Below are 18,299 nucleotides of genomic sequence, written 5' to 3'. Positions count from 1 at the left end.
TTTGGGTGCGATGGATACGAATCCCGGAAGACGGCCGGCGATTGACGCGATGCCGGCAAGGGTCGCGAGACTATATCAATGACCGGACGCTCGCCGAAACCAACGGATTCGGATAAGCAAATCGCATCGGCGGCGGCGCCGGAATCCGCATCGGGCGGCGGCATGACGGCCGAGATATCCTTGCGCGCCGATCATCCTTTTCCGCTGCAGCCCCGACCAATGGCATCATATGGGCCTACGTCAGTCACCGATACGCCCCCATATCATGTCGAATCTCATCGTCCACGGCGGCACTCCGCTGCGCGGGGACATCAAGCCGTCCGCGAACAAGAACGCCGTCCTGCCGATTCTGTGCGCCACCCTGTTGACCGATCAGCCGCTGCGCCTCGTCGGCGTGCCGGACATTACCGACGTGCGCAAGATCCTCGACATCTTCCGCACGCTCGGCAGCGACGTGTCGGTCGATTTCACGACGGGTCTGCTCGAGCTGCACCATCGCGACACGAAGTTCGATCCGGCCGTCCATCGGCTGCCCGAGGCGATGCGTTCCTCGATCATGCTGATTCCGCCGCTGCTCGCGCGCTTCGGCGTCGCGCGCCTCGAGAACGACGTGAAAGGCTGCACGCTCGGCGTGCGCGAGATCGATCCGCACGTCGAGGTGTTCGAACGTTTCGGCGCGCACATCGAACGCACGCCCGATTCGCTGATCGTCCGTACCGACGGGCCGCTGACGGCCAACGATCACTGGCTCGACTACGCGTCGGTCACGACCACCGAGAACTTCGCGCTGTGCGCGACGACCGCGAACGGCACGTCGACGCTGATGAACGCGGCCTCCGAGCCGCACGTGCAGGAGTTCTGCCAGTTCCTCGCGATGATCGGCGTCGCGATCGAGGGCATCGGCACGTCGCGGCTTTGCGTGACGGGCGGCCGCAAGCTCGGCGGCGGCGAGTTCCGCTTCGCCGAGGATTTCCATGAAATCGCGACGTTCCTCGCGCTCGGCGCGATCACGGGCGGCGACATCACGGTGCGCAATTCGTCGCCCGAGCATTTCCCGCTGATCGACCGCACGTTCGCGAAATTCGGCGTCACCGTCACGCACCGCGACGGCTGGTCGCGCGCGGAACGCGACGGCCCGCTGCGCGTGCGCCGGCCGTTCACGCAGAACATCCTGACCAAGGTCGAGGCCGCGCCATGGCCGTACCTGCCGGTCGACCTGCTGCCGATCTTCATCGCGCTCGGCGTGCGCGCGGAAGGCAGCGCGATGTTCTGGAACAAGGTCTACGACGGCGCGCTCGGCTGGTCCGGCGAACTGTCGAAGTTCGGCGCGCACGTGCTGTTGTCCGACCCGCACCGGTTGATCACGTTCGGCGGACTGCAACTGACGCCGGCGCGCGTCGAGAGCCCGTACATCATTCGCGTCGCGATCGCGCTGCTGATGGTGGCCGCGAGCATCGAAGGCCGCTCGGAAATCATGAACGCGCTGCCGATCCGCCGCGCGCATCCGCATTTCGTCGAGAACCTGCGTTCGGTCGGCGCGAACGTCGAGTGGACGAGCAGCGAGTAAGGTCATGACGGATGCGGCGCGCGTAACGGTCGCGTCGCATCCGGTTCCTCCGCTTTTCCGGTTCGCCCGTCCTCAAGCAAACGGATTGCGCAATACCGGACCGCCGTCCACTTGCAAGCCGTCGTGCATGTCTTCGGTGTACAGATATTCGCACCCCTCGATCGACGCAGTTGCCACGATGCATGCGTCGTCGAAGGACAGGCGATACCGCTCCGCCAGCCGCCGCGCGAGGTCGTGCGCATCGACGGTGAGCGGCACGACATGGCACAAACTCCTGATCGGCTCCAGAAACTTCCCTACCTCCCGCCACGGCATCCTCAATTTGCGGTTGCAGATACTGGCGACCTCATTCAACACCTGGACGCTGATGGTTGGCCGCCGAAGGAACAGCGCCTCCGCACGATTTGCCTTGGTTTCGTCCTCGGACAGCAGATAGAGCACGACATTGCTGTCGACGAACGATTTCTCCGTCTCAATCCTGCTCATTCGCATCGTCCCGGCTGAACTTGAAATCCGCGGGCAACTTGCCCCTGAAACGCCGCAGCCGCTCCAGAAGCTCGTCGGGCCTCGGCTTGCGGCTTACCGCGAAAACGCGGGGACTGTCGACCACGATCTCTATATCGTCGCCTTCGCGAAGTTCCAGTGCGTCGACCACACTGGCCGGAAGACGAACCGCCAGGCTATTGCCCCATTTTGCGACCTGCATATGCATATACGTCACAGACTGTATATCTTCGGCGCGAATCGCAATTCGACTGAATGGACAATGGCCGTCAGCCGCGTCCCGTTACCTCATGACTCGCGCGATAATCGCTCACTCCCGCGCGAACACCGCGCATCCACCGCCCACCTGTGACGATGAAAAAGCCCGATCTCGACCGACGCGACTGGATTGCCGGCCTCGAAAAAGGCCTGATGATCCTGGAGGCATTCGATAGCCAGCACGCGCGCATGACGCCCACGCAGGCGGCCGCGCGCACCGGCCTCACGCGCACGGCCGCGCGGCGCTATCTGTTGACACTCGAGTCGCTCGGCTACGTGTACACCGACGGCAAGCTGTACGGCCTCACGCCGCGCGTGCTGCGCGTCGGCTGGTCGTACTTCGATTCGGCGCGGCTGCCGCGCACGGTCCAGCCTTATCTGCAGCAACTGAGCGCGTCGCTGAACGAATCGGCGTACGTCAGCGTGCTCGACGGCTGGGAGCTCGTGTTCATCGCGCGCAACGGCGTGTCGCGCGTGATGACGACGGGCTTCGTGCTAGGCGCGCGCGTGCCGGCGCCGCTGACGTCGCCCGGTGTCGTGCTGCTCGCCCATCATCCCGATCGCGAAGCCGTGCGTGCGTGGCTCGACGAGACCGAACTGCCGCCGTTCACGCCGAACACGATCACCAACAAGGCGCGGCTGCTCGAACAGGTCGACCAGGCGCGCGACGCCGGCTTCGCGGCGATCGAGCAGCAATTGCAGGTCGGCGTGCGCGGGATCGCGGTGCCGCTGAAGAACCGTCACGGCGAAGTCGTCGCCGCGCTGAGCACGAACATGCCGATCGGCGCGGAGACGACCGACGCGGCCGTGCGGCGCGTGCTGCCGCATCTGCAGGAAGCGGCGCTCGCGATGCTCAACGTGCTGTAGCGCACGCTGCTCGCCACGAACGGCCCCGGCGCGAAGCCCGCAACCCCGCTACGGGACGAATAACGCCCTGCGCCGCAACCGGCAGTCCGTCGGCCGGTTTTTGCCCTTCACCCGATCCGCCACCACCGCGGCAGCAGATTGCGCACTTCGCGCCGCCGGTAGCGGTCGTCGATCAGATGCACGACGCCCTCGTCGTGCTCGGTCCGGATTACGCGCCCGGCCGCCTGCACGACCTTCTGCAGCCCCGGGTACAGGTACATGTAGTCGTAACCGTTGCCGAAGCGCGCGTCCATCGCGCGTCGCATCTGCTCGTTGATGTCGTTGACCTGCGGCAGTCCGAGCGTCGCGATGAACGCGCCGATCAACCGCTCGCCGACCAGGTCGACGCCTTCCGAGAACGCCCCGCCCAGCACCGCGAAGCCCACGCCGCGCCCGCCCGCGTCGAAGCGCGCGAGAAACGCGTCGCGCTCGCTTTCGGCCATGCCGGGCGCCTGCGCCCACACGGGGACGTCCGGATGGCGGGTCTGCATCAGCGCGACCACGCGCCCGAGGTAGTCGAAGCTGCTCAGGAAGCCGAGATAGTTGCCGGGCCGCGCCGCGTATTGCGCGGCGATCAGGTCGGCGATCGGTTCGAGCGACCGGTCGCGGTCGCGCCAGCGTGTCGACACGTGGCTCGCCACGCGCACCGTCAGTTGCTCGGCGCGAAACGGCCCGTCGACGTCGAGCCAGCCCGTATCGCCGGGCAGCCCCAGCGTGTCGCGATAGAAATGGAACGGGCTCAGCGTGCCCGAGAACAGCACGGTCGCGCGCGCGGCGTCGTAGCGCGGCGCCAGGAAACCGGCCGGGATCACGTTGCGCACGCACAGCGTGGACTGGACGCGGCGCCGGCGGCCGGCCGTCGCGACGCCGTCGAGCGCGGGCTGCCGCGGCATCGGCTCGCCATGCAGCGTCGCGTCGAAGATCGACGCGCTGTCAAACGCTTCGGCCAGCACGCCGAACTGGATCGCCTCGAAGTGAAAGCGCAGGAGCGCGTCGCCGTTCGCGCGCGGCGCGTCGGTCAGGTGTTCGCCAATCGCCGCGACGAGGTTTTGCACGGCCGACACGATCGGGCCCGGCACGTCGGGATAGGCCACGTAGCGCTCGGCCTGCGCGCGGTTGAGCGTGCCCCATGCGCGCGCGAGCCGATCGAATGCCTTGCGCAGCGCCGCGGGCGCGGCTTCGCGCGCGGCCGCGAACGCGAACGGATCGAGCGACGCGCTGTACATCTTGCGGGCGCGGTCGAGCAGGTTGTGCGCTTCGTCGACGAGCACGCCGACGCGCCACTGGTTCTGCTGCGCGAGCGTGTGCAGCATCGCGCTGCCGTCGTAGTAGTAGTTGTAGTCGCCGATCACCATGTCCGACCAGCGCGCGAGCTCCTGCGCGAGGTAGTACGGACAGACGTCGTGCGCGAGCGCGGCGGCGCGCACGGTATCGCGATCGAGCAGCCCGGCCTCGATCGCCGCATCGCGCGCGGCCGGCAACCGGTCGTAGAAGCCTTTCGCGAGCGGGCACGATTCGCCGTGACACGCGTTGTCCGGATGCTCGCACGCCTTGTCGCGCGCGACGAGTTCCAGCACGCGCAGCGGCAGCGCGGGCGTGCCGGCGCCGAGCGTCGTCGCCGCTTCGAGCGCGAGCGCGCGGCCAGGGGTTTTCGCGGTCAGGAAAAACACGTGGTCGAGCTCGCCCTCGCCGCACGCCTTCAGCAGCGGGAACACGGTGCCGACCGTCTTGCCGATGCCGGTCGGCGCCTGCGCCATCAGGCAGCGTTCGTCGCGCGCCGCGCGATAGACGGCCACCGCCAGCTCGCGCTGGCCGCTGCGGAACTGCCCGTGCGGAAACGCGAGCGCGCGCAGCGCCGCGTCGCGCGCGGCGCGATGGGCCGTCTCGCGTTCGGCCCAGCCGACGAAGCACGCGCACTGCTCGGCGAAGAACGTCGCGAGCGTGGCGGCATCCAGTGTTTCCGTCAGCATGGTCTCGCGCTCGGACACGATGTCGAAATACACGAGCGCGACGTCGATTTCCTTAAGATCGCGCGCGTCGCACATCAGGTGTGCATAGATCTTCGCCTGCGCCCAGTGCAGCGCGCGGTGGTTGGCCGGCATCGCGTCGAGGCTGCCGCGATAGGTCTTGATTTCCTCGAGCCGGTTCGCCACGGGATCGTAGCCGTCCGCGCGGCCGCGCACGGTGAGCGTGCCCCACGTGCCCGTCAGCGCGATCTCGGTTTCGTAGCGCGCGCCGCGCTTCGACGTGACCGCGCCGTGGCCGGCGATGCCTTCGAGCGCGGTCGGCGCGGGCGTGAAGCGCAGGTCGAGATCGCCGCGCCGCGCGGTGAACTCGCACATGGCCCGCACCGCGACGACGTAGCTCATGCGGACAACCCCGCCGCTTCGGCGTGCGCGACGCCCTCGCCGGCCCACTCCACGTCGACGACGCGCACCGGCATGCGGTGCGCGAGGCAGTAGGCGAGCCAGCGCGTCTGGTTGTCCTGCAGCCGATCGCCGGGGCCCTTCACCTCGATCAGCTCGTAGCGGCGTTCGTCGGGCCAGAAGCGGACGAGATCGGGCAGGCCGGACCGGTTGCTGCGGATATCCGCGAGCAGACGCGTGAACCACAGCCGCAGGTGCTCGGGCGGCAGGCAGGCGAGCGCTTCGTCGAGCAGCGCGTCGGTCAGCACGCCCCAGAACACGAACGGCGATTGCAGCCCGGCCTTCGTCGCGAAATGCCGGCGGATCGTGTCGCGGTACGCGCCCGAATCGAGCTGCGCGAAGCATGCGTCGAAGGCCGCCGCGCGGCGCAGGGCGAAATCGGGTGCGTGCAGGTCGGCCGGGCCGCGCTGGAACGGATGAAAGAACGCACCGGGCACCGCCGCGAACACGGGCTCCCAGCACAGCAGCCCGAACAGTGAGTTGATCAGCGTGTTTTCGACGTAGTGGACCGGCGAAGCCGGCTGCGCGAGATGGTCGCGCACCGCGAATTCGACGCTGACGGACGCGTCGGGACGCGCAAGCACGAGCGTCTCGCGCGGTACGTGCGCGGCGGCGGCCGCGCGTTCGACCCGCTGGCCGGCGCGGCGCTGCAGGCGCGGCAGCATGCGCTCGACGCGCTGACGCTCCTCGTCGCTCTCGAAGCCGCCGCGTGCGTCGAGCGCCAGCGCGAGCGCGTCGTCGTCGCGTCCGCAGCGCTCGAGCACGCGGATGCGCCGGTGGCGGCTGCCGGGCCATGCACTGCGCGTGTACGCGTCGAGGGCGGTGCTCCAGTCGGCACGGCGCTCGCACGCCTGGCCGAGCGCGAACAGCAGCTTCGCGCGGCGCGTCGCGAGCCACGGCTGCGCACAGCCGACTGCGTCCAGCGCGCGGATCAGGTCGTCGAGCGGCAGATCGTCGGGCCATGCCTCGAGCGCGTCGCGGCACATCTGCAGCGCGAGATACGCGTCGACGTCGCCACGCTGCTGGAACGCGCGCGACGACGGCGCGATCGGCACGCTTTCGTACTGGAACACGCCGAGATCGGCGAGCACGAATTCGCTCCAGTCCTGATGCAGATTACCGAAGAACATCAGCCGCAGCCGGTCGCACAGCGCGCCGACCGTCACGCGCAGCACCCGGTCGTCGGACTGCGCGCACCACGCGTCGAGCGGTTGCGCGACGTCGTGCGCGGGCCGCAGCCGGTCGAGCCAGTCTGCCTTGCGTTCGCCCGCATGCGCGGCGAGCGACGGAAAGATGCGCAGCAGCTCGGCCTTGGTGGACAACGCGAACAGCTCGTCGAGCGTGAGCGCCGGGGCCGGATCGACCCAGCCGACGGCGACGAGCGGCGCGACGGCGTCGAGCGTGCAGCCGATCTCGTCGTACACGAGCTTGCTCGCACGGAAATCGGACCCGTTGCGCATCAGCATCCGCACGAGCAGCGCGCGCGACGCCTGCGGCAGCGTCGCGAACTGCCGCACGAACGCGTGCTCGTGCGCGTCGAACAGGTCGTCGTAACGCTCGCCGAGCCAGGCCAGCGCGCGTTCGAAATTGGTCAGGTAGTAAAACGCCGGAGGCGTCGGCGAGGCAGGCGTCACGGGGATCGATCACTGTACATTTGTACAGGTCGAAATCATATCAAATATGAAGGGCGATGCCGCACGCGGCATCGCCCTTCTCCTGCCCGGCCCCGGTCAGAACTGGTAATTCACCGACATGTCGAACACGCCGTTGGTCGACTGCTGCGTGATCGGGCTGCGCGCCGCGCGGCCGACGAGCTGCTCGATCGCGCCGTCCATCGTGACGAACCAGTGCTTGTTCACGAACCACACCATCGTCACGCCGACGCCGGCCGACTTGATCCCGGCCCCCGACGAATAGGCCGGCAGGCCAGAGCGCGCGGCCGCGCCCTGATTCACGCCGAACCAGCTGTTCATGTAGCGGGAGTCGGCGAACGACACGGTCGGCCCCGCGAACCAGAAGAAGTGTTCGTTGCTGCCCGGCATCGGCATGTACGCGGAAAAATCGCCGGTCCAGCCGTTCGACCCGCCGATGCTGCGCCGGACGTCCGCCCGCAGCACGAGCGGGAAATCCTTCGAGACGACGTAGTCGGCCGCGAGCTTCATCACGGGCGCCGCGTTGATGTTGTCGAGGCCGTTCAAGTGGCCGAGATCGTCGGCCGAGCGGCGCCCGAGGTCATAGCCGACCGACAGGCTCACGCGCCAGTTCGGCCCGCGCAGCACGTTCGCGCCAAGGCCCTCGCCCGTCGACAGGAAGAACAGGTCGCGATAGCGGATGTCGAAATTCGGCCCGCCCATCACGCGATAGCGGTCGGAGCCCGCGTAGCGCGGCTGCAGCGTCATCGCGGCGCCGACGCTCACCTGCCAGGTGGGAACATTCGGATCGAAGAGTTTCTGGAGCGGTACGCCCGCCGTGTATTGCCATTCGCCGAGCGGCGAAGGCGTCTGGGCCGACGCGTCGCGCGCGCCGGCGGCGAGCGCCGCGACTGCGGACAGGCCGGATACGAACCGGCGGGCGCCGGGTGACAGCAACAGGCGAGCAACTGTGGTCAAGGCGGTCTCCGTCGGCTGCACGAAACGAACCTGAAGGAAAGCGCGTCGCGCTTCATCGGCTGCAACAGCCCGCAGCCTGCTGCGCGAACGTAGTGTGCGCTGAATTAACGGACATCCTACGCGACACGCGCGCAGACGCAAAGCGCCCGTTGTGCACGGGCACTTTGCCGGAATCCGGCACGAGCCGGGGGATGATTGCGGAATCAGAAACGCTCGACGTGGTAATCGCCGGCGAGCGCGGCCGGACTGCGCGTCGACATCATTCGCGAGAAGCCGTCGGCGAGCCGGCCGAGCGCGAGCTGTTTCTGGCTCGCGTCCCAGTGCGTATAGGTGTCGTACGCGGCATCGTCGAACGAAACGGTGACGGCGACCGGGCGGCCGCTGGCGCGAAAGCCGATCTGCAGCACGCCGCCCGGCAATTCCTCGATGTGATAGTGCAGCGAACGCGATTCGAAATAGCGGCCCAGTACCTGAGCGATCGCGCGCTTGTCTGGCGATTGCACGTGAATGTCCATGACGGTCCTCCTTTTCTAGTTTCGCGCGGCCGGTTGCGGCGCACTGCCCCCGCCCGGCATCCGCATCGGCGGCGGGTTCGACGGCGGATCGCCCTGCGGCAGCCCGTCGGGCACGGGCGGATCGACCGGGTCGTCGTGCCCGGGCGGCGGCGGATCCGGATCGACGTCGGGTGTCGTCGGTTCGGGGCGGTGCAGCATGGATGGCGTCTTCATGTCACTCCTGCGCGACGGCGCGCGCATCTCGATGGCGAAGCGACCGCCCGCAAGCGCCGTACCCGCTATCACGCCATGCCCCGCGGCCGCCGGGTTCAGTCGTCGTAAGCCGCCATGACGAGCCACATCCTGCGCCCCTCGGCGCTCAGCTGCACGGCCAGCGCGAACGGGTCGGACGGTTCGCATCGCGCGAGGAGCACCTGCTGCGCGCGCTCCGGGCCGTCGTACACGGTGTCGTTCAGTGCGCGTACCTCGTCCTTGCCGTCGAACATGCGCCGTTCCGGCCGATAGACCCGCGATTCGCGCTTCCACGTGTCGAAACGCTCGCGCACCTGACCGAAATCGCCGCCGCATACGTTCGCGTCGTAACGTATTCTTTCCCTGGCTGCATTCATCACGATGTCCTCTCGTCCATACCGGACGCACGCGCGTCGTACCCGCATGCCCGGCCGGTTCTCGCCGGCTTGCAAGCGCCATGCCGCGGCTGGCGCGGGTATGTCGCTTGCGCCTTCATCGACAAGGAGGTTCGACCATGACCGTTCACGCCCCCGGCCGCCGCGACGCCGTGTCACCGGCTGCCGGACTGCTCCGGCTCGCCACGTCGCGTCCGCCGTCCGAAGACAAGACGGAGGAGCGCATCGACGAAGGGCTCGAGGAGACGTTCCCGGCCAGCGACCCGCCCGCCGTCGGCGGTGCGAGCCGTATCGAACCCGCCAAGCCGTCCGGCGAGCACGAACGTCGCGCGCCGCACGCCCCTTCCCCGCCCCGCGATCACGGCTGACGGCGGCACCCGGCGCGCGGTGCGTGGCAGTGCACCGGCGCGCCGGCGAAATCAGGAGCGATCCGATGAAAGTCCTCGAACGCAGATGGCATGAAATCAGCGGCGCGGCCGGCGTCGCGGCGCTGGCCGCGATCGAAAGCGCGGTGGTATTGGCAATCGTCACGATGACGGGTATCGGTCACTGACGTCCCGCACCGACCAGCCGCGGCTGCCGCCGTGGAAGATGTACAAGCAGGGTGGCAAATTTGTCCGTCGCCCGGCCGCCCAGGCCCGGCGTGCGCGCGTCGTGCGCGGCACGCGGCCTGCTCCCGTATCGTTCCGCTCACGAAGGAGGCGTTCATGTATCGCGTCAACGAGATCATGTCGCGCGACGTAGTGTGCGTCGCGCCGACCGACACGATTCGCCATGCGGCCGAATTGATGCAGCGCTTCGACATCGGCGTGCTGCCCGTTTGCGAGGGTACCGAACTCGTCGCGATCGTGACCGACCGCGACCTCGCGGTGCGAGCGCTGTCGCACGGTCATTCGCCCGATACGCCCGTGCAGGCGGTCGCGTCCCGACCCGTGCAGTGGTGCGTCGAGGACGACGGCGTCGGCGACGTCCAGCAACGGATGGCCGACGTGCAGTTGCACCGGCTGCCGGTGCTCGACCGCCACCTGAAGCTGGTCGGCATGGTGTCGCTCGGCGACATCGCGACCCGCGCCGGCGGCCCGGCGCGCGACGAACTGGCCAATACACTCGAGGACGTATCGCTGCCGCGCCGCCGCTGACCGGCGTGCTCATCCCTTCGCGGCCTGCTTCCCCCGGCGCAATACCGGCGCCATGCATTCGCGTACGGACCGGGTTGCCGCTTCGATCAGGAGGTTTTCGATGACAACGGACAAACCGTCGCGCGACGCCGCGCGTATCGTCGGCACGAATCCGCGTACGGCCGTCGGCGGCCCGGGCCCCGACGTGATGGCCGCCCGCACGTTCGAAGGCGATCGCGTGCTGACGATGGACGGCGACGACATCGGCAAGGTCACCCACATCATGCTCGACGTGCGCGCCGGACGCGTGGCGTACGCGGTCGTGTCGTCGGGCGGCCTGCTCGGAATCGGCGACAAGCTGCTCGCGGTGCCGTGGAACGCGCTCGTCCTCGATGCCGAGCGCGAATGCTTCGTGCTGCCCGTCGACACCGCGCGGGTGCGCGAGGCGCCCGGCTTCGACAAGGGTCGGTGGCCGACGATGGCGGACCCGGAATGGGCGGAAGCCCTGCACGCGTACTACGGCCGTTCGCCGTACTGGCTGATCGAGGAAGGCGAAACGGCGCTCGATTCGCCGCCATACGAGGCGTCGCCGGGCGGTCCCGAAGACGGCACGCGACAACACTGAAGCCTGTCGGCCGAAAGGCGGGTCACTGCGCGGCGGCCACCGTCTTCGCGAGTTGCCGCGCGGCGCTCAGATGCGCATTCAACGTCGGCAGCGTGCGAGCGGCGAATGCGCGAAGCTGCGGGTCGCGGCCTTCTTTCGCCTCCGTTTCGTAAAGCCGCACCGCCGCTTCGTGCGCGCGCGGCCCCGCCAGCGCCACATATGCCGTATCGAACGCGCGCCCGTCCTTCGAACGCAATGCCGTCACCGCCGGATCGACGAGCATCCGCGTCTGGACCGGCACGCCCTTTTGCGCACCGATGTGCCGCAATTCTTCCGCGATATGCGCGTGATCGTCGACCATCCGGCGAGCGAAGGCCTTCACGTCCGCGTTCGACGAGCGGTCGAGCGCGAGCTGGCCGGCCTGCCGCTCCACCTTGCCGATCATGCCGGCCTTGTCGACGAACTCGGCATCGATACCGATCGGCCGTTGCGTCATGCCGGCCTCGTCGGCGGTCGGGCCGGGGCGCACGACGCCCGGCGCGACCTGCGCGGACGAAGCGGGCGGCGCCTGCGCGTGCGAGAGCGCGAACGCCAGCGCGCCGGCGGTGGCGGTCAGTACGATTGCCACCGTTCGGCGCCCGCATTGCTTCATCCAGTTCGTTTTCGTCATCGGGGCCTCCGTGTCGGGCGACGGAGCGGGCCGTCACGCGGGACGATGGGCCGACGTGAAGAAATCGGTCCATGCGCCGTTGTGCCATGCGCCCTCGGTGCGCTCCACCGACAGCGCGCCGGCGGCGAGCATCGTCCGCTCCGCGAACGTGATCGTGCGCCGCGTCACATGCGCGGCCAGCACGACGCCGTTTTCGCATTGCTTCAGCGCGCCATGCCCCTCAGGCGCATCGCCGCGCATCCGGCCGAGCGCGCCGCACAACGCGCCGACGTAGCCGCCGACGAGCGGCACGCCGATCCACGCGAGCGGGGAATGAAGGCCGCCCAGGTAGAGCAGCGCGGCCCCGGCGAGTCCGACGATCGCGCCGATGGCCACGCCTTCCAGCGCGCCGAGGCCGCCCGGCCGCGCGGCGGAGTCCGCATAGACGTCGCCGCCGAGCCAGAACAGGGCGTGCTGTCCGGGCGGATTGAGAAAGAAGACCTTCACGTCGTCCCGGTGGATGGCGTGGCCGCGCAACTGCTCGGCGCAGCGTTCCGCCTGCTCGAGCCGCGAGAAACGGCCCGCGATGATGGTGTCCATGTCGAACCTCCTGCCCGGTGACACGCAGGGCCGCGGGCGCGCGACGCCCGATCGGCCCGGCGCTGGCCCGCGCATCACGTTACTTCCGGCGGATCTGCAGCTTGTCGCGCACGCCGCTCACGCCGCTCACGTCGTGCGCGACGCGGATCGCGCTCGCGCGTTGTCGCTCGTCGGGCACGTTGCCCGTCAGTTCGACCACGCGATCGCGAACCTGCACGTCGATGTCGCCGGAGGCCAGCCCGCGTTCGGCGACGAGCGCGGCCCTGACTCGGCACGCGAGCGTCGCATCGCGGATCTGGCCCCCGACGGCCGACGCCTGGCTCGCCAGCTTCGCACGCGTGCCCTCCTCGGCCGATGCGTAGCGGGGTGTCGCGATCCATGCACACGACAGCATCAGTATGCTCGCGATCGGCACGACCGGCGTTCTGCGTCTGGTGCGTGCCCGCTTGGCGCCGGTACCGTCGCGCCGCGTGCTTTCCGTTGCTCCATCGTGTCTCCTTTCCCGTACGCGGCCAGGCGGCCGGACTGCCGCGCCGTGCGTGCGCCGCTACCGCTCGCGCGGTTTTCCGTCGTCGCCCACGTCGTTCGGTACGACGTCGATGATCACGCTCGCGAGCGTCGGCATGTCGACCGGCTTGCACAGATACGCATCGAACCCTGCGGCCATCACGCGGTGCCGGTCGGTCTTGCCGGCATGCGCGGTCACCGCGACGACCGGCAGATGTCCGCCGCCGTTCGGCAAATGCCGGATTCGGTCGAGCAGCCAGTAGCCGTCGCCGTCCGGCATCGCGAGATCCGACAGCACGACGCTCGGCTGCTGCCGCTCCACCGCGTCGAGCGCATCGTGCCCCGACCGCGCGGTCGATACCCGCGCGCCCATCGTCTCGAGCGCCGCCGCGAGGCTGGTCCGCGACGTCGCGTCGTCGTCGACCACCAGTACGCGCTGGCCGTCGAGCGCGGCCGTAGCGGGCTTGCCCTTCGCGCTCGACGGCTGCGCCACCGGATCGTCGTCCCAGCCGGCCGGCAGCGTCACCGTGATGGTCGTTCCGCGCCCGGCGCCCGCGCTCGTCGCGACGACTTCGCCGCCGTGCAGCTGCGCGATGTTGCGCACGATCGACAGGCCGAGCCCGAGGCCGCGCTTCGGGGACGTGAACGCGCCTTCCGGCCGGCTGAACGTGTCGAACAGGTGCGGCAGGTATTCCGGCGCGATCCCTTGCCCGGTGTCGGAGACGGACAGCCGCACGCGCTCGCCCGCGCGGGTCAGCGACACGTTGACCCGCCCACCCGGCGGCGTGAACTTGATCGCATTCGACAGCAGGTTCGACAGGACCTGGCGCAGGCGCTCGCCGTCCGCCGGGATCACGCAGGCCGGCATCGCATACGCCGTGGACAGCACGAGCCCGTTCGCCTGCGCCGTCGCGTCGAGTTCGCGCGTGGCGTCGCGCACGATCCGCACGAGATCGACCGGCACGCGTTCGAGGCGCAGCCGGCCGGTCGCGAGCGACGATGCGTCGAGCAGATCGGCGACCATGTGCGACAGCGACCGCGCGCTGCGATCGATCGCGTCGACGGCCTGCTGCGCGAAGCCCTGCCCGTCGGCGTTGCGCAGTACCTCGACCCAGCCGTAGATCACGTTCAGCGGGGTGCGCAGTTCGTGCGATACCGTCGCGAGCAGCTCGTCCTTCAGCCGGTTCGACGCGTCGGCCTGCACGCGCGCGTCGCGCGCACCGCGCAGCGAGCGAAGGTGGTAGCGTTCGTTGCGGCGGCGTTCGCCCGCTTCGCGCAGCGTCAGCGACAGGCCCGCGCAGTTGCCCTGCGCGTCGAGGATCGGCGAGGCGACGAAGGTGGCGCGAAAACGAGCGCCGTCGCGGCGCACGCCCAGTACGTCGAGCGGCCCGACCGGCGCGCGCAGGTCCGCGAACGACGCGGGCACCGCATGCCGGCGCAACCAGCGCGGTGCGATCATCGTGACGACGTCGCGTCCTTTCGCCTGGGCCGCATCGAGGCCGAAGATTCTTGCCGCGGCCGGATTCCAGCTGGTGATCCTGCGCTCGGCGTCGGTCCCGACGATCGCATCGGACGACGCGTCGACCACGCGGCGCAGCAGCCCGTCGTCGGCCCCGCCCGCGACGGACGACGGCTCACGGTGCGGCGGGTACGGCTCGCCGTCGTCGTCATCGATCTCGCGCAAACGATCGTTCGCGAGCAGCGGCTTCACCGTCGTCACCAGCACGCATTCGACGAAACCGATCGCGACGAATGCGCCGGCTTGCGCCAGCAGCGTCGCCAGCGGCGCGTCACGCCACCACAGTGCGGCGATCACGCCGACGCTCGCCGCGGTCGCGACGAGGCCACCGCCGAACGACGTCAGCCATGCGGCAGCCGCCACGCCGGCATAAAAAGGCAGCGGCGCAAACGGCGCGTGCTCGCCGACGGCCTGAATCGCCCACGCCTGCAGCGCGGACGCCAGCCCGACGGCCAGCACGACCCATGCACCCTGCCGAAACAGCTCACGGGTCAGAGTCCTCATTGCATCCTTGCATCGCGCCGGCTCCCGTCATGGGCGGGGGGATGCCGTTTCGCGGCATCCTGCATCCCGCCGGGCGAGCGTGAAGGCATCAGCAAACAACGTACCCGGCGCCGGCTGCGATCGCGTGCGCGGTCACGAATGGCCGCGGCTTAGTCCGCGTCGGCCGCGAGCCGGGCGGATGGCTATCGGCTTCGCCGCGCGCACCGCCGCAATGGAGATCGCCACCCGCTTTTTTCATCAGGTTTCTGTAAAAAACGCCGGTCCGACCTGGTCGCGGCGTCACGCCGAGGACGTGCGAAAGGTCCATCGCCTGTTCCTCTCGCTCATGCCGCACACATTGGAATTTTCTATATAGCGGCACCTTCGTGGTCGTTTCGCTGTCGATGATAAATATTGCAATCAACGGAGCGCGCGATGCCGTTTTTCAAAACGGCCCGTGAACGCCTATGGGTGAATCTGCAAACCGGACGAAGCATCGCGCAGACGGTCGCCGGCTATCCGGCAGGTCCGCCGCGATGCGTACGCTGCTCGGCCGTATCGAGAAAATCGCGCCGACCCGCGCGAGCGTGATGATTGCCGGCGAAAGCGGGGTCGGCAAGGATATCGTCGCACGCCGGCTGCACGATCTGAGCGCGCGGCATGATGGCCCGTTCGTGCCCGTCAATTGCGGCGCGATTCCGGCCGAGCTTGCCGAGGCGCAATTGTTCGGGCACGAGAAAGGAAGCTTTACCGGGGCGACCACGCAGCGCGAAGGTTTCTTCGAAGCCGCGCGCGGCGGCACGCTGCTGCTCGACGAGATCGCGGAAATGCCCGCGGCGCTGCAGGTGAAGCTGCTGCGGGCGATCGAGTCGAACACGATCGTGCGCGTGGGCGGCACCGAATCGATTCCGCTCGACGTGCGGTTCGTGTCGGCCACCCGCCACAATCCGGCCGACGCCGTGCGCGACGGCCGGTTGCGCGAGGATCTGTTCTACCGGCTCGCCGCGTTCGCGATCTACGTGCCGCCGCTGCGCCAGCGCGACGGCGACGTCGAGACGATCGCGCAGGAATTCGTCGACACGCTGAACGCGCGGCATCGCTCGCACAAGCGGCTGACCGACGCGGCGATCGCCGCGTTGCGCGCGTATTCGTGGCCCGGCAACGTGCGCGAGCTGCATAACACCATCGAGCGCGCGTACATCCTGTCGGACGAAGGCATCGACGTCGCGTTGCCGAAGCAGCCGATGCCGCCGGTCGACAGCACGTCGGACGGCGCGATGGCGCTGCCGCTCGGCGCGACGCTGCACCATGCGCAGCAGCGCTTCATCGTGGCGACGCTGCGTCACTTCGACGGCAACAAGCCGCGCGCGGCCAAGGCCCTCGGCATCAGCCTGAAGACGCTCTACAACCGGCTCGCGCTGATACGCGACCAGGGCGGTTCATGAACGGCGCGGCCCGCCAGCCGCAGCTGCGTCAGGCGACCTTGAACTGACCGACCGTCGTCGCCAGCGCGTTCGCCTGCGACTGCAGCGCGGTGGCCGCCGCGGTCGACTGTTCGACGAGCGCCGCATTCTGCTGCACCATTTCGTCGAGTTGCGTGACCGCGCGGTTCACTTCCTGGATGCCGCGCGTCTGTTCATTCGCCGCGTGCGTGATCTCGGAGATGATGGTCGTCACGTTCGACACGTTGGACACGATCTCGCGCATCGTGTCGCCGGCCTGGCGCACCTGCCCGGACCCGGCCGATACGCTCGCGACCGTCGACTCGACCAGCACCTTCACTTCGCGCGCGGCCTGCGCGCTGCGTTGCGCGAGGCTGCGCACCTCCTGCGCGACGACCGCGAAGCCGCGGCCCTGTTCGCCCGCGCGGGCCGCTTCGACGGCCGCGTTCAGCGCGAGGATGTTGGTCTGGAACGCGATCCCGTCGATCACGCCGATGATGTCGCCGATCCGGCCCGACGCTTCCTCGATCTTCCCCATCGTCGCGACCACATCCGACACGACCACGCCGCCATGCGACGCGATCCGCGACGCGGCCGCCGCGCGTTCATCGGCCTGGCCTGCGGCGGCCGCCGACTGGCCGACGGTCGCGGTGATCTCTTCCATCGACGCGGCGGTTTCCTCGAGGCTCGCCGCCGCCGATTCGGTACGCGACGACAAGTCCTGATTGCCCGCCGCGATCTCGTTCGCGGCCGTGCGCACCGATTCGCTGGCATCACGGATCTGGCGCATCACGTCGTTCAGCTTGTCGACGAAGCTGTTGAACGAGCGCGCGATGTCAGCGACTTCGTCGCGGCTTTCGGCCGGCAGGCGCTGCGTCAGGTCGCCGGCGCCCGAGCCGATCGCGGCCATCGCCTGGCGCACCTGCGACAGGCGGCGGAATGCGGTCGCGGTGATTGCGCCGATGATCAGCGACGCCACGCCGACGATCACGATCAGCGTGATCAGCGACGCGGTCAGCAGCGAGCGCATCCCGGCCGTCGCTTCGGTCGTGTCGAGCAGCACCAGCGCGTACCAGTCGGTGCCCGGCACCGGTTTCGCGCGCACCAGCTTCGCGTCGCCGCCGACGGCGACCTCGACCGGCGCGTTCGCCGCCGCGATCGATGCCACGCCCAGCGAGCCGAGTTCGGGCGATACGTCGGCGACCGGCTTCAGCGTGAGCTTCGCGTCCGGGTGCGCGACGACATGGCCGTTGCTGTCGATCAACATCCCGAAGCTCGCCGGCGTCGGGCGGATCGACTTGACGTTGGCGATCACGCTGTCCATCGACACGTCCGCGGCGACGACGCCCTTCAGCGCGCCGTCGCGCAGGATCGGCACCGCGAACGTGACGACGAGGTTGCCCGTGCCGGCATCGACGTACGGCGGCGTGACGACCGGCTTGCCGGCCTGTGCGGCCTGCTTGTACCACGGACGGCCGGTCGGGTCGTAGTCGGGCGGGATGCCGGTCGGGTCGGAGAAGTGGAACGCCTTGTCGGCGTAGCCGGCATAGACGTTCGTGAAGCCGCCGGCCGCGGCCATCTGCTTGAACACCGGCAGCGGATCGGGCGTCAGCGCGGCGTCCTGCAGCGACGCGATCATCCGGCTGCGGGTCGCGACCCAGTCGGCGATCCCGACCACGTGACCGCTGGCGACGGAGGTCAGATTGCGGTCGATCGCGTCGTCGTTGTATGAGTGTGCGATGAAATAGTTGATCAGCGTCGTGGCGACGAGCGCGAATACGACGATGGCGACGCACGCGGCGAGAATGCGGGCGCGAATGGACGAGAACATGGCAACGACTCTGTAAGGGAGCGGGAACGCCCGGTGGAAGAATTCACCGGGTAAACGGCAAATCGCATCGCTTACTTGAGGTCGTCGTGACAATTCAATGAAACGTATGACGAAAGGCGCCGACGACTGTCGGCG

The 18,299-nt window shown here is 68.9% G+C and carries 20 protein-coding genes; 7 read left to right on the top strand and 13 right to left on the bottom strand.

Features of this window, described 5'->3' with window-relative positions; all coding sequences use genetic code 11:
* Positions 1 to 265 precede the first annotated feature (265 nt).
* Positions 266 to 1,567, top strand: a complete 1,302-nt coding sequence (locus CFB46_RS26100) for a UDP-N-acetylglucosamine 1-carboxyvinyltransferase (protein WP_027783030.1) — start codon at positions 266 to 268, stop codon at positions 1,565 to 1,567.
* A 72-nt stretch (positions 1,568 to 1,639) separates the two neighbouring features.
* Here CFB46_RS26100 and CFB46_RS26095 read toward each other — a convergent pair whose 3' ends face one another.
* Both CFB46_RS26095 and CFB46_RS26090 read right to left on the bottom strand, forming a co-directional pair.
* The gene (locus CFB46_RS26095; protein WP_089501745.1) at positions 1,640 to 2,053 is read right to left on the bottom strand and encodes a PIN domain-containing protein; all 414 of its coding nucleotides are present in this window, start codon (positions 2,051 to 2,053) and stop codon (positions 1,640 to 1,642) included.
* On the bottom strand, positions 2,040 to 2,273 hold the full coding sequence (locus CFB46_RS26090; protein ID WP_027808267.1) for an AbrB/MazE/SpoVT family DNA-binding domain-containing protein: 234 nt from the start codon (positions 2,271 to 2,273) through the stop codon (positions 2,040 to 2,042). Before CFB46_RS26090 ends, CFB46_RS26095 begins: the two co-directional genes overlap by 14 nt.
* A 152-nt stretch (positions 2,274 to 2,425) precedes the next feature.
* Here CFB46_RS26090 and CFB46_RS26085 point away from each other — a divergent pair, with 152 nt between their 5' ends.
* Positions 2,426 to 3,196, top strand: a complete 771-nt coding sequence (locus CFB46_RS26085) for an IclR family transcriptional regulator domain-containing protein (protein WP_027783027.1) — start codon at positions 2,426 to 2,428, stop codon at positions 3,194 to 3,196.
* Positions 3,197 to 3,303: 107 nt separating this feature from the next.
* On the opposite strand, the gene CFB46_RS26080 is transcribed toward CFB46_RS26085, so the two are convergent.
* The 6 genes from CFB46_RS26080 to CFB46_RS26055 form a co-directional block, all read right to left on the bottom strand.
* Entirely contained in the window at positions 3,304 to 5,604 is a 2,301-nt protein-coding gene (locus tag CFB46_RS26080) for an ATP-dependent DNA helicase (protein WP_027783026.1), read from the bottom strand.
* Positions 5,601 to 7,295 carry a VRR-NUC domain-containing protein gene (locus tag CFB46_RS26075; protein ID WP_027783025.1) on the bottom strand — a complete coding sequence of 565 codons (1,695 nt, stop codon included), beginning with the start codon at positions 7,293 to 7,295 and terminating at the stop codon, positions 5,601 to 5,603. Before CFB46_RS26075 ends, CFB46_RS26080 begins: the two co-directional genes overlap by 4 nt.
* A gap of 96 nt (positions 7,296 to 7,391) precedes the next feature.
* Positions 7,392 to 8,270 carry a MipA/OmpV family protein gene (locus CFB46_RS26070; RefSeq protein ID WP_089501744.1) on the bottom strand — a complete coding sequence of 293 codons (879 nt, stop codon included), beginning with the start codon at positions 8,268 to 8,270 and terminating at the stop codon, positions 7,392 to 7,394.
* A gap of 203 nt (positions 8,271 to 8,473) precedes the next feature.
* Positions 8,474 to 8,785, bottom strand: a complete 312-nt coding sequence (locus CFB46_RS26065) for a hypothetical protein (protein ID WP_006479035.1) — start codon at positions 8,783 to 8,785, stop codon at positions 8,474 to 8,476.
* A 15-nt stretch (positions 8,786 to 8,800) separates the two neighbouring features.
* The gene (locus CFB46_RS26060) at positions 8,801 to 8,998 is read right to left on the bottom strand and encodes a hypothetical protein (RefSeq protein ID WP_034185289.1); all 198 of its coding nucleotides are present in this window, start codon (positions 8,996 to 8,998) and stop codon (positions 8,801 to 8,803) included.
* Positions 8,999 to 9,093: 95 nt separating this feature from the next.
* A complete protein-coding gene (locus CFB46_RS26055) occupies positions 9,094 to 9,393 on the bottom strand; it encodes a hypothetical protein (RefSeq protein WP_027783023.1) in 300 nt (99 codons plus the stop codon).
* Between the two features lie 137 nt (positions 9,394 to 9,530).
* On the opposite strand from CFB46_RS26055, the gene CFB46_RS26050 reads away from it, so the two are divergent.
* The 3 genes from CFB46_RS26050 (at position 9,531) to CFB46_RS26040 (ending at position 11,154) form a co-directional block, all read left to right on the top strand.
* Positions 9,531 to 9,779 (top strand): hypothetical protein, encoded by a 249-nt coding sequence (locus tag CFB46_RS26050; protein ID WP_027783022.1) that lies wholly within the window; start codon positions 9,531 to 9,533, stop codon positions 9,777 to 9,779.
* Positions 9,780 to 10,118: 339 nt separating this feature from the next.
* The gene (locus CFB46_RS26045) at positions 10,119 to 10,550 is read left to right on the top strand and encodes a CBS domain-containing protein (protein ID WP_027783021.1); all 432 of its coding nucleotides are present in this window, start codon (positions 10,119 to 10,121) and stop codon (positions 10,548 to 10,550) included.
* 100 nt (positions 10,551 to 10,650) lie between these two features.
* On the top strand, positions 10,651 to 11,154 hold the full coding sequence (locus CFB46_RS26040) for a PRC-barrel domain-containing protein (RefSeq protein WP_027783020.1): 504 nt from the start codon (positions 10,651 to 10,653) through the stop codon (positions 11,152 to 11,154).
* A gap of 22 nt (positions 11,155 to 11,176) precedes the next feature.
* On the opposite strand, the gene CFB46_RS26035 is transcribed toward CFB46_RS26040, so the two are convergent.
* The 4 genes from CFB46_RS26035 to CFB46_RS26020 all read right to left on the bottom strand — a co-directional run bounded on the left by CFB46_RS26035 (position 11,177) and on the right by CFB46_RS26020 (position 14,912).
* Positions 11,177 to 11,803, bottom strand: coding sequence for a DUF4142 domain-containing protein (locus tag CFB46_RS26035; protein WP_027783019.1), 627 nt, complete (start codon positions 11,801 to 11,803; stop codon positions 11,177 to 11,179).
* A 33-nt stretch (positions 11,804 to 11,836) separates the two neighbouring features.
* On the bottom strand, positions 11,837 to 12,382 hold the full coding sequence (locus tag CFB46_RS26030) for a hypothetical protein (protein ID WP_027783018.1): 546 nt from the start codon (positions 12,380 to 12,382) through the stop codon (positions 11,837 to 11,839).
* Between the two features lie 79 nt (positions 12,383 to 12,461).
* Complete coding sequence (locus CFB46_RS26025; protein WP_080681256.1) at positions 12,462 to 12,776, bottom strand: BON domain-containing protein; 315 nt, start codon at positions 12,774 to 12,776, stop codon at positions 12,462 to 12,464.
* A 153-nt stretch (positions 12,777 to 12,929) separates the two neighbouring features.
* Positions 12,930 to 14,912 (bottom strand): hybrid sensor histidine kinase/response regulator, encoded by a 1,983-nt coding sequence (locus tag CFB46_RS26020; protein WP_089501743.1) that lies wholly within the window; start codon positions 14,910 to 14,912, stop codon positions 12,930 to 12,932.
* 178 nt (positions 14,913 to 15,090) lie between these two features.
* Between CFB46_RS26020 and CFB46_RS36065 the strand changes: the two genes are divergently transcribed.
* Together CFB46_RS36065 and CFB46_RS26015 are read left to right on the top strand one after the other, a co-directional pair.
* On the top strand, positions 15,091 to 15,267 hold the full coding sequence (locus CFB46_RS36065; protein ID WP_179235115.1) for a hypothetical protein: 177 nt from the start codon (positions 15,091 to 15,093) through the stop codon (positions 15,265 to 15,267).
* Between the two features lie 160 nt (positions 15,268 to 15,427).
* Positions 15,428 to 16,336 carry a sigma-54 interaction domain-containing protein gene (locus tag CFB46_RS26015; protein ID WP_230469093.1) on the top strand — a complete coding sequence of 303 codons (909 nt, stop codon included), beginning with the start codon at positions 15,428 to 15,430 and terminating at the stop codon, positions 16,334 to 16,336.
* Positions 16,337 to 16,364: 28 nt separating this feature from the next.
* Here CFB46_RS26015 and CFB46_RS26010 read toward each other — a convergent pair whose 3' ends face one another.
* Complete coding sequence (locus CFB46_RS26010) at positions 16,365 to 18,164, bottom strand: methyl-accepting chemotaxis protein (protein ID WP_089501742.1); 1,800 nt, start codon at positions 18,162 to 18,164, stop codon at positions 16,365 to 16,367.
* Positions 18,165 to 18,299: the final 135 nt, after the last annotated feature.

The sequence above is a fragment of the Burkholderia sp. HI2761 genome (assembly GCF_002223355.1).
Taxonomy (GTDB): Bacteria; Pseudomonadota; Gammaproteobacteria; order Burkholderiales; family Burkholderiaceae; genus Burkholderia.
This window is presented reverse-complemented; position numbering and strand designations above follow the sequence as displayed.

What these genes read in the sequence shown, in the direction of transcription:
- CFB46_RS26010 (WP_089501742.1), bottom strand. Translation starts at nt 18,164, where the DNA reads ATGTTCTCGTCCATTCGCGCCCGCATTCTCGCCGCGTGCGTCGCCATC.
- CFB46_RS26100 (WP_027783030.1), top strand. Translation starts at nt 266, where the DNA reads ATGTCGAATCTCATCGTCCACGGCGGCACTCCGCTGCGCGGGGACATC.
- CFB46_RS26040 (WP_027783020.1), top strand. Translation starts at nt 10,651, where the DNA reads ATGACAACGGACAAACCGTCGCGCGACGCCGCGCGTATCGTCGGCACG.
- CFB46_RS26080 (WP_027783026.1), bottom strand. Translation starts at nt 5,604, where the DNA reads ATGAGCTACGTCGTCGCGGTGCGGGCCATGTGCGAGTTCACCGCGCGG.
- CFB46_RS26065 (WP_006479035.1), bottom strand. Translation starts at nt 8,785, where the DNA reads ATGGACATTCACGTGCAATCGCCAGACAAGCGCGCGATCGCTCAGGTA.
- CFB46_RS26025 (WP_080681256.1), bottom strand. Translation starts at nt 12,776, where the DNA reads ATGCTGTCGTGTGCATGGATCGCGACACCCCGCTACGCATCGGCCGAG.
- CFB46_RS26030 (WP_027783018.1), bottom strand. Translation starts at nt 12,382, where the DNA reads ATGGACACCATCATCGCGGGCCGTTTCTCGCGGCTCGAGCAGGCGGAA.
- CFB46_RS26015 (WP_230469093.1), top strand. Translation starts at nt 15,428, where the DNA reads ATGCGTACGCTGCTCGGCCGTATCGAGAAAATCGCGCCGACCCGCGCG.
- CFB46_RS26050 (WP_027783022.1), top strand. Translation starts at nt 9,531, where the DNA reads ATGACCGTTCACGCCCCCGGCCGCCGCGACGCCGTGTCACCGGCTGCC.
- CFB46_RS36065 (WP_179235115.1), top strand. Translation starts at nt 15,091, where the DNA reads ATGGCTATCGGCTTCGCCGCGCGCACCGCCGCAATGGAGATCGCCACC.
- CFB46_RS26045 (WP_027783021.1), top strand. Translation starts at nt 10,119, where the DNA reads ATGTATCGCGTCAACGAGATCATGTCGCGCGACGTAGTGTGCGTCGCG.
- CFB46_RS26090 (WP_027808267.1), bottom strand. Translation starts at nt 2,273, where the DNA reads ATGCAGGTCGCAAAATGGGGCAATAGCCTGGCGGTTCGTCTTCCGGCC.
- CFB46_RS26055 (WP_027783023.1), bottom strand. Translation starts at nt 9,393, where the DNA reads ATGAATGCAGCCAGGGAAAGAATACGTTACGACGCGAACGTATGCGGC.
- CFB46_RS26035 (WP_027783019.1), bottom strand. Translation starts at nt 11,803, where the DNA reads ATGACGAAAACGAACTGGATGAAGCAATGCGGGCGCCGAACGGTGGCA.
- CFB46_RS26060 (WP_034185289.1), bottom strand. Translation starts at nt 8,998, where the DNA reads ATGAAGACGCCATCCATGCTGCACCGCCCCGAACCGACGACACCCGAC.
- CFB46_RS26085 (WP_027783027.1), top strand. Translation starts at nt 2,426, where the DNA reads ATGAAAAAGCCCGATCTCGACCGACGCGACTGGATTGCCGGCCTCGAA.
- CFB46_RS26020 (WP_089501743.1), bottom strand. Translation starts at nt 14,912, where the DNA reads ATGAGGACTCTGACCCGTGAGCTGTTTCGGCAGGGTGCATGGGTCGTG.
- CFB46_RS26095 (WP_089501745.1), bottom strand. Translation starts at nt 2,053, where the DNA reads ATGAGCAGGATTGAGACGGAGAAATCGTTCGTCGACAGCAATGTCGTG.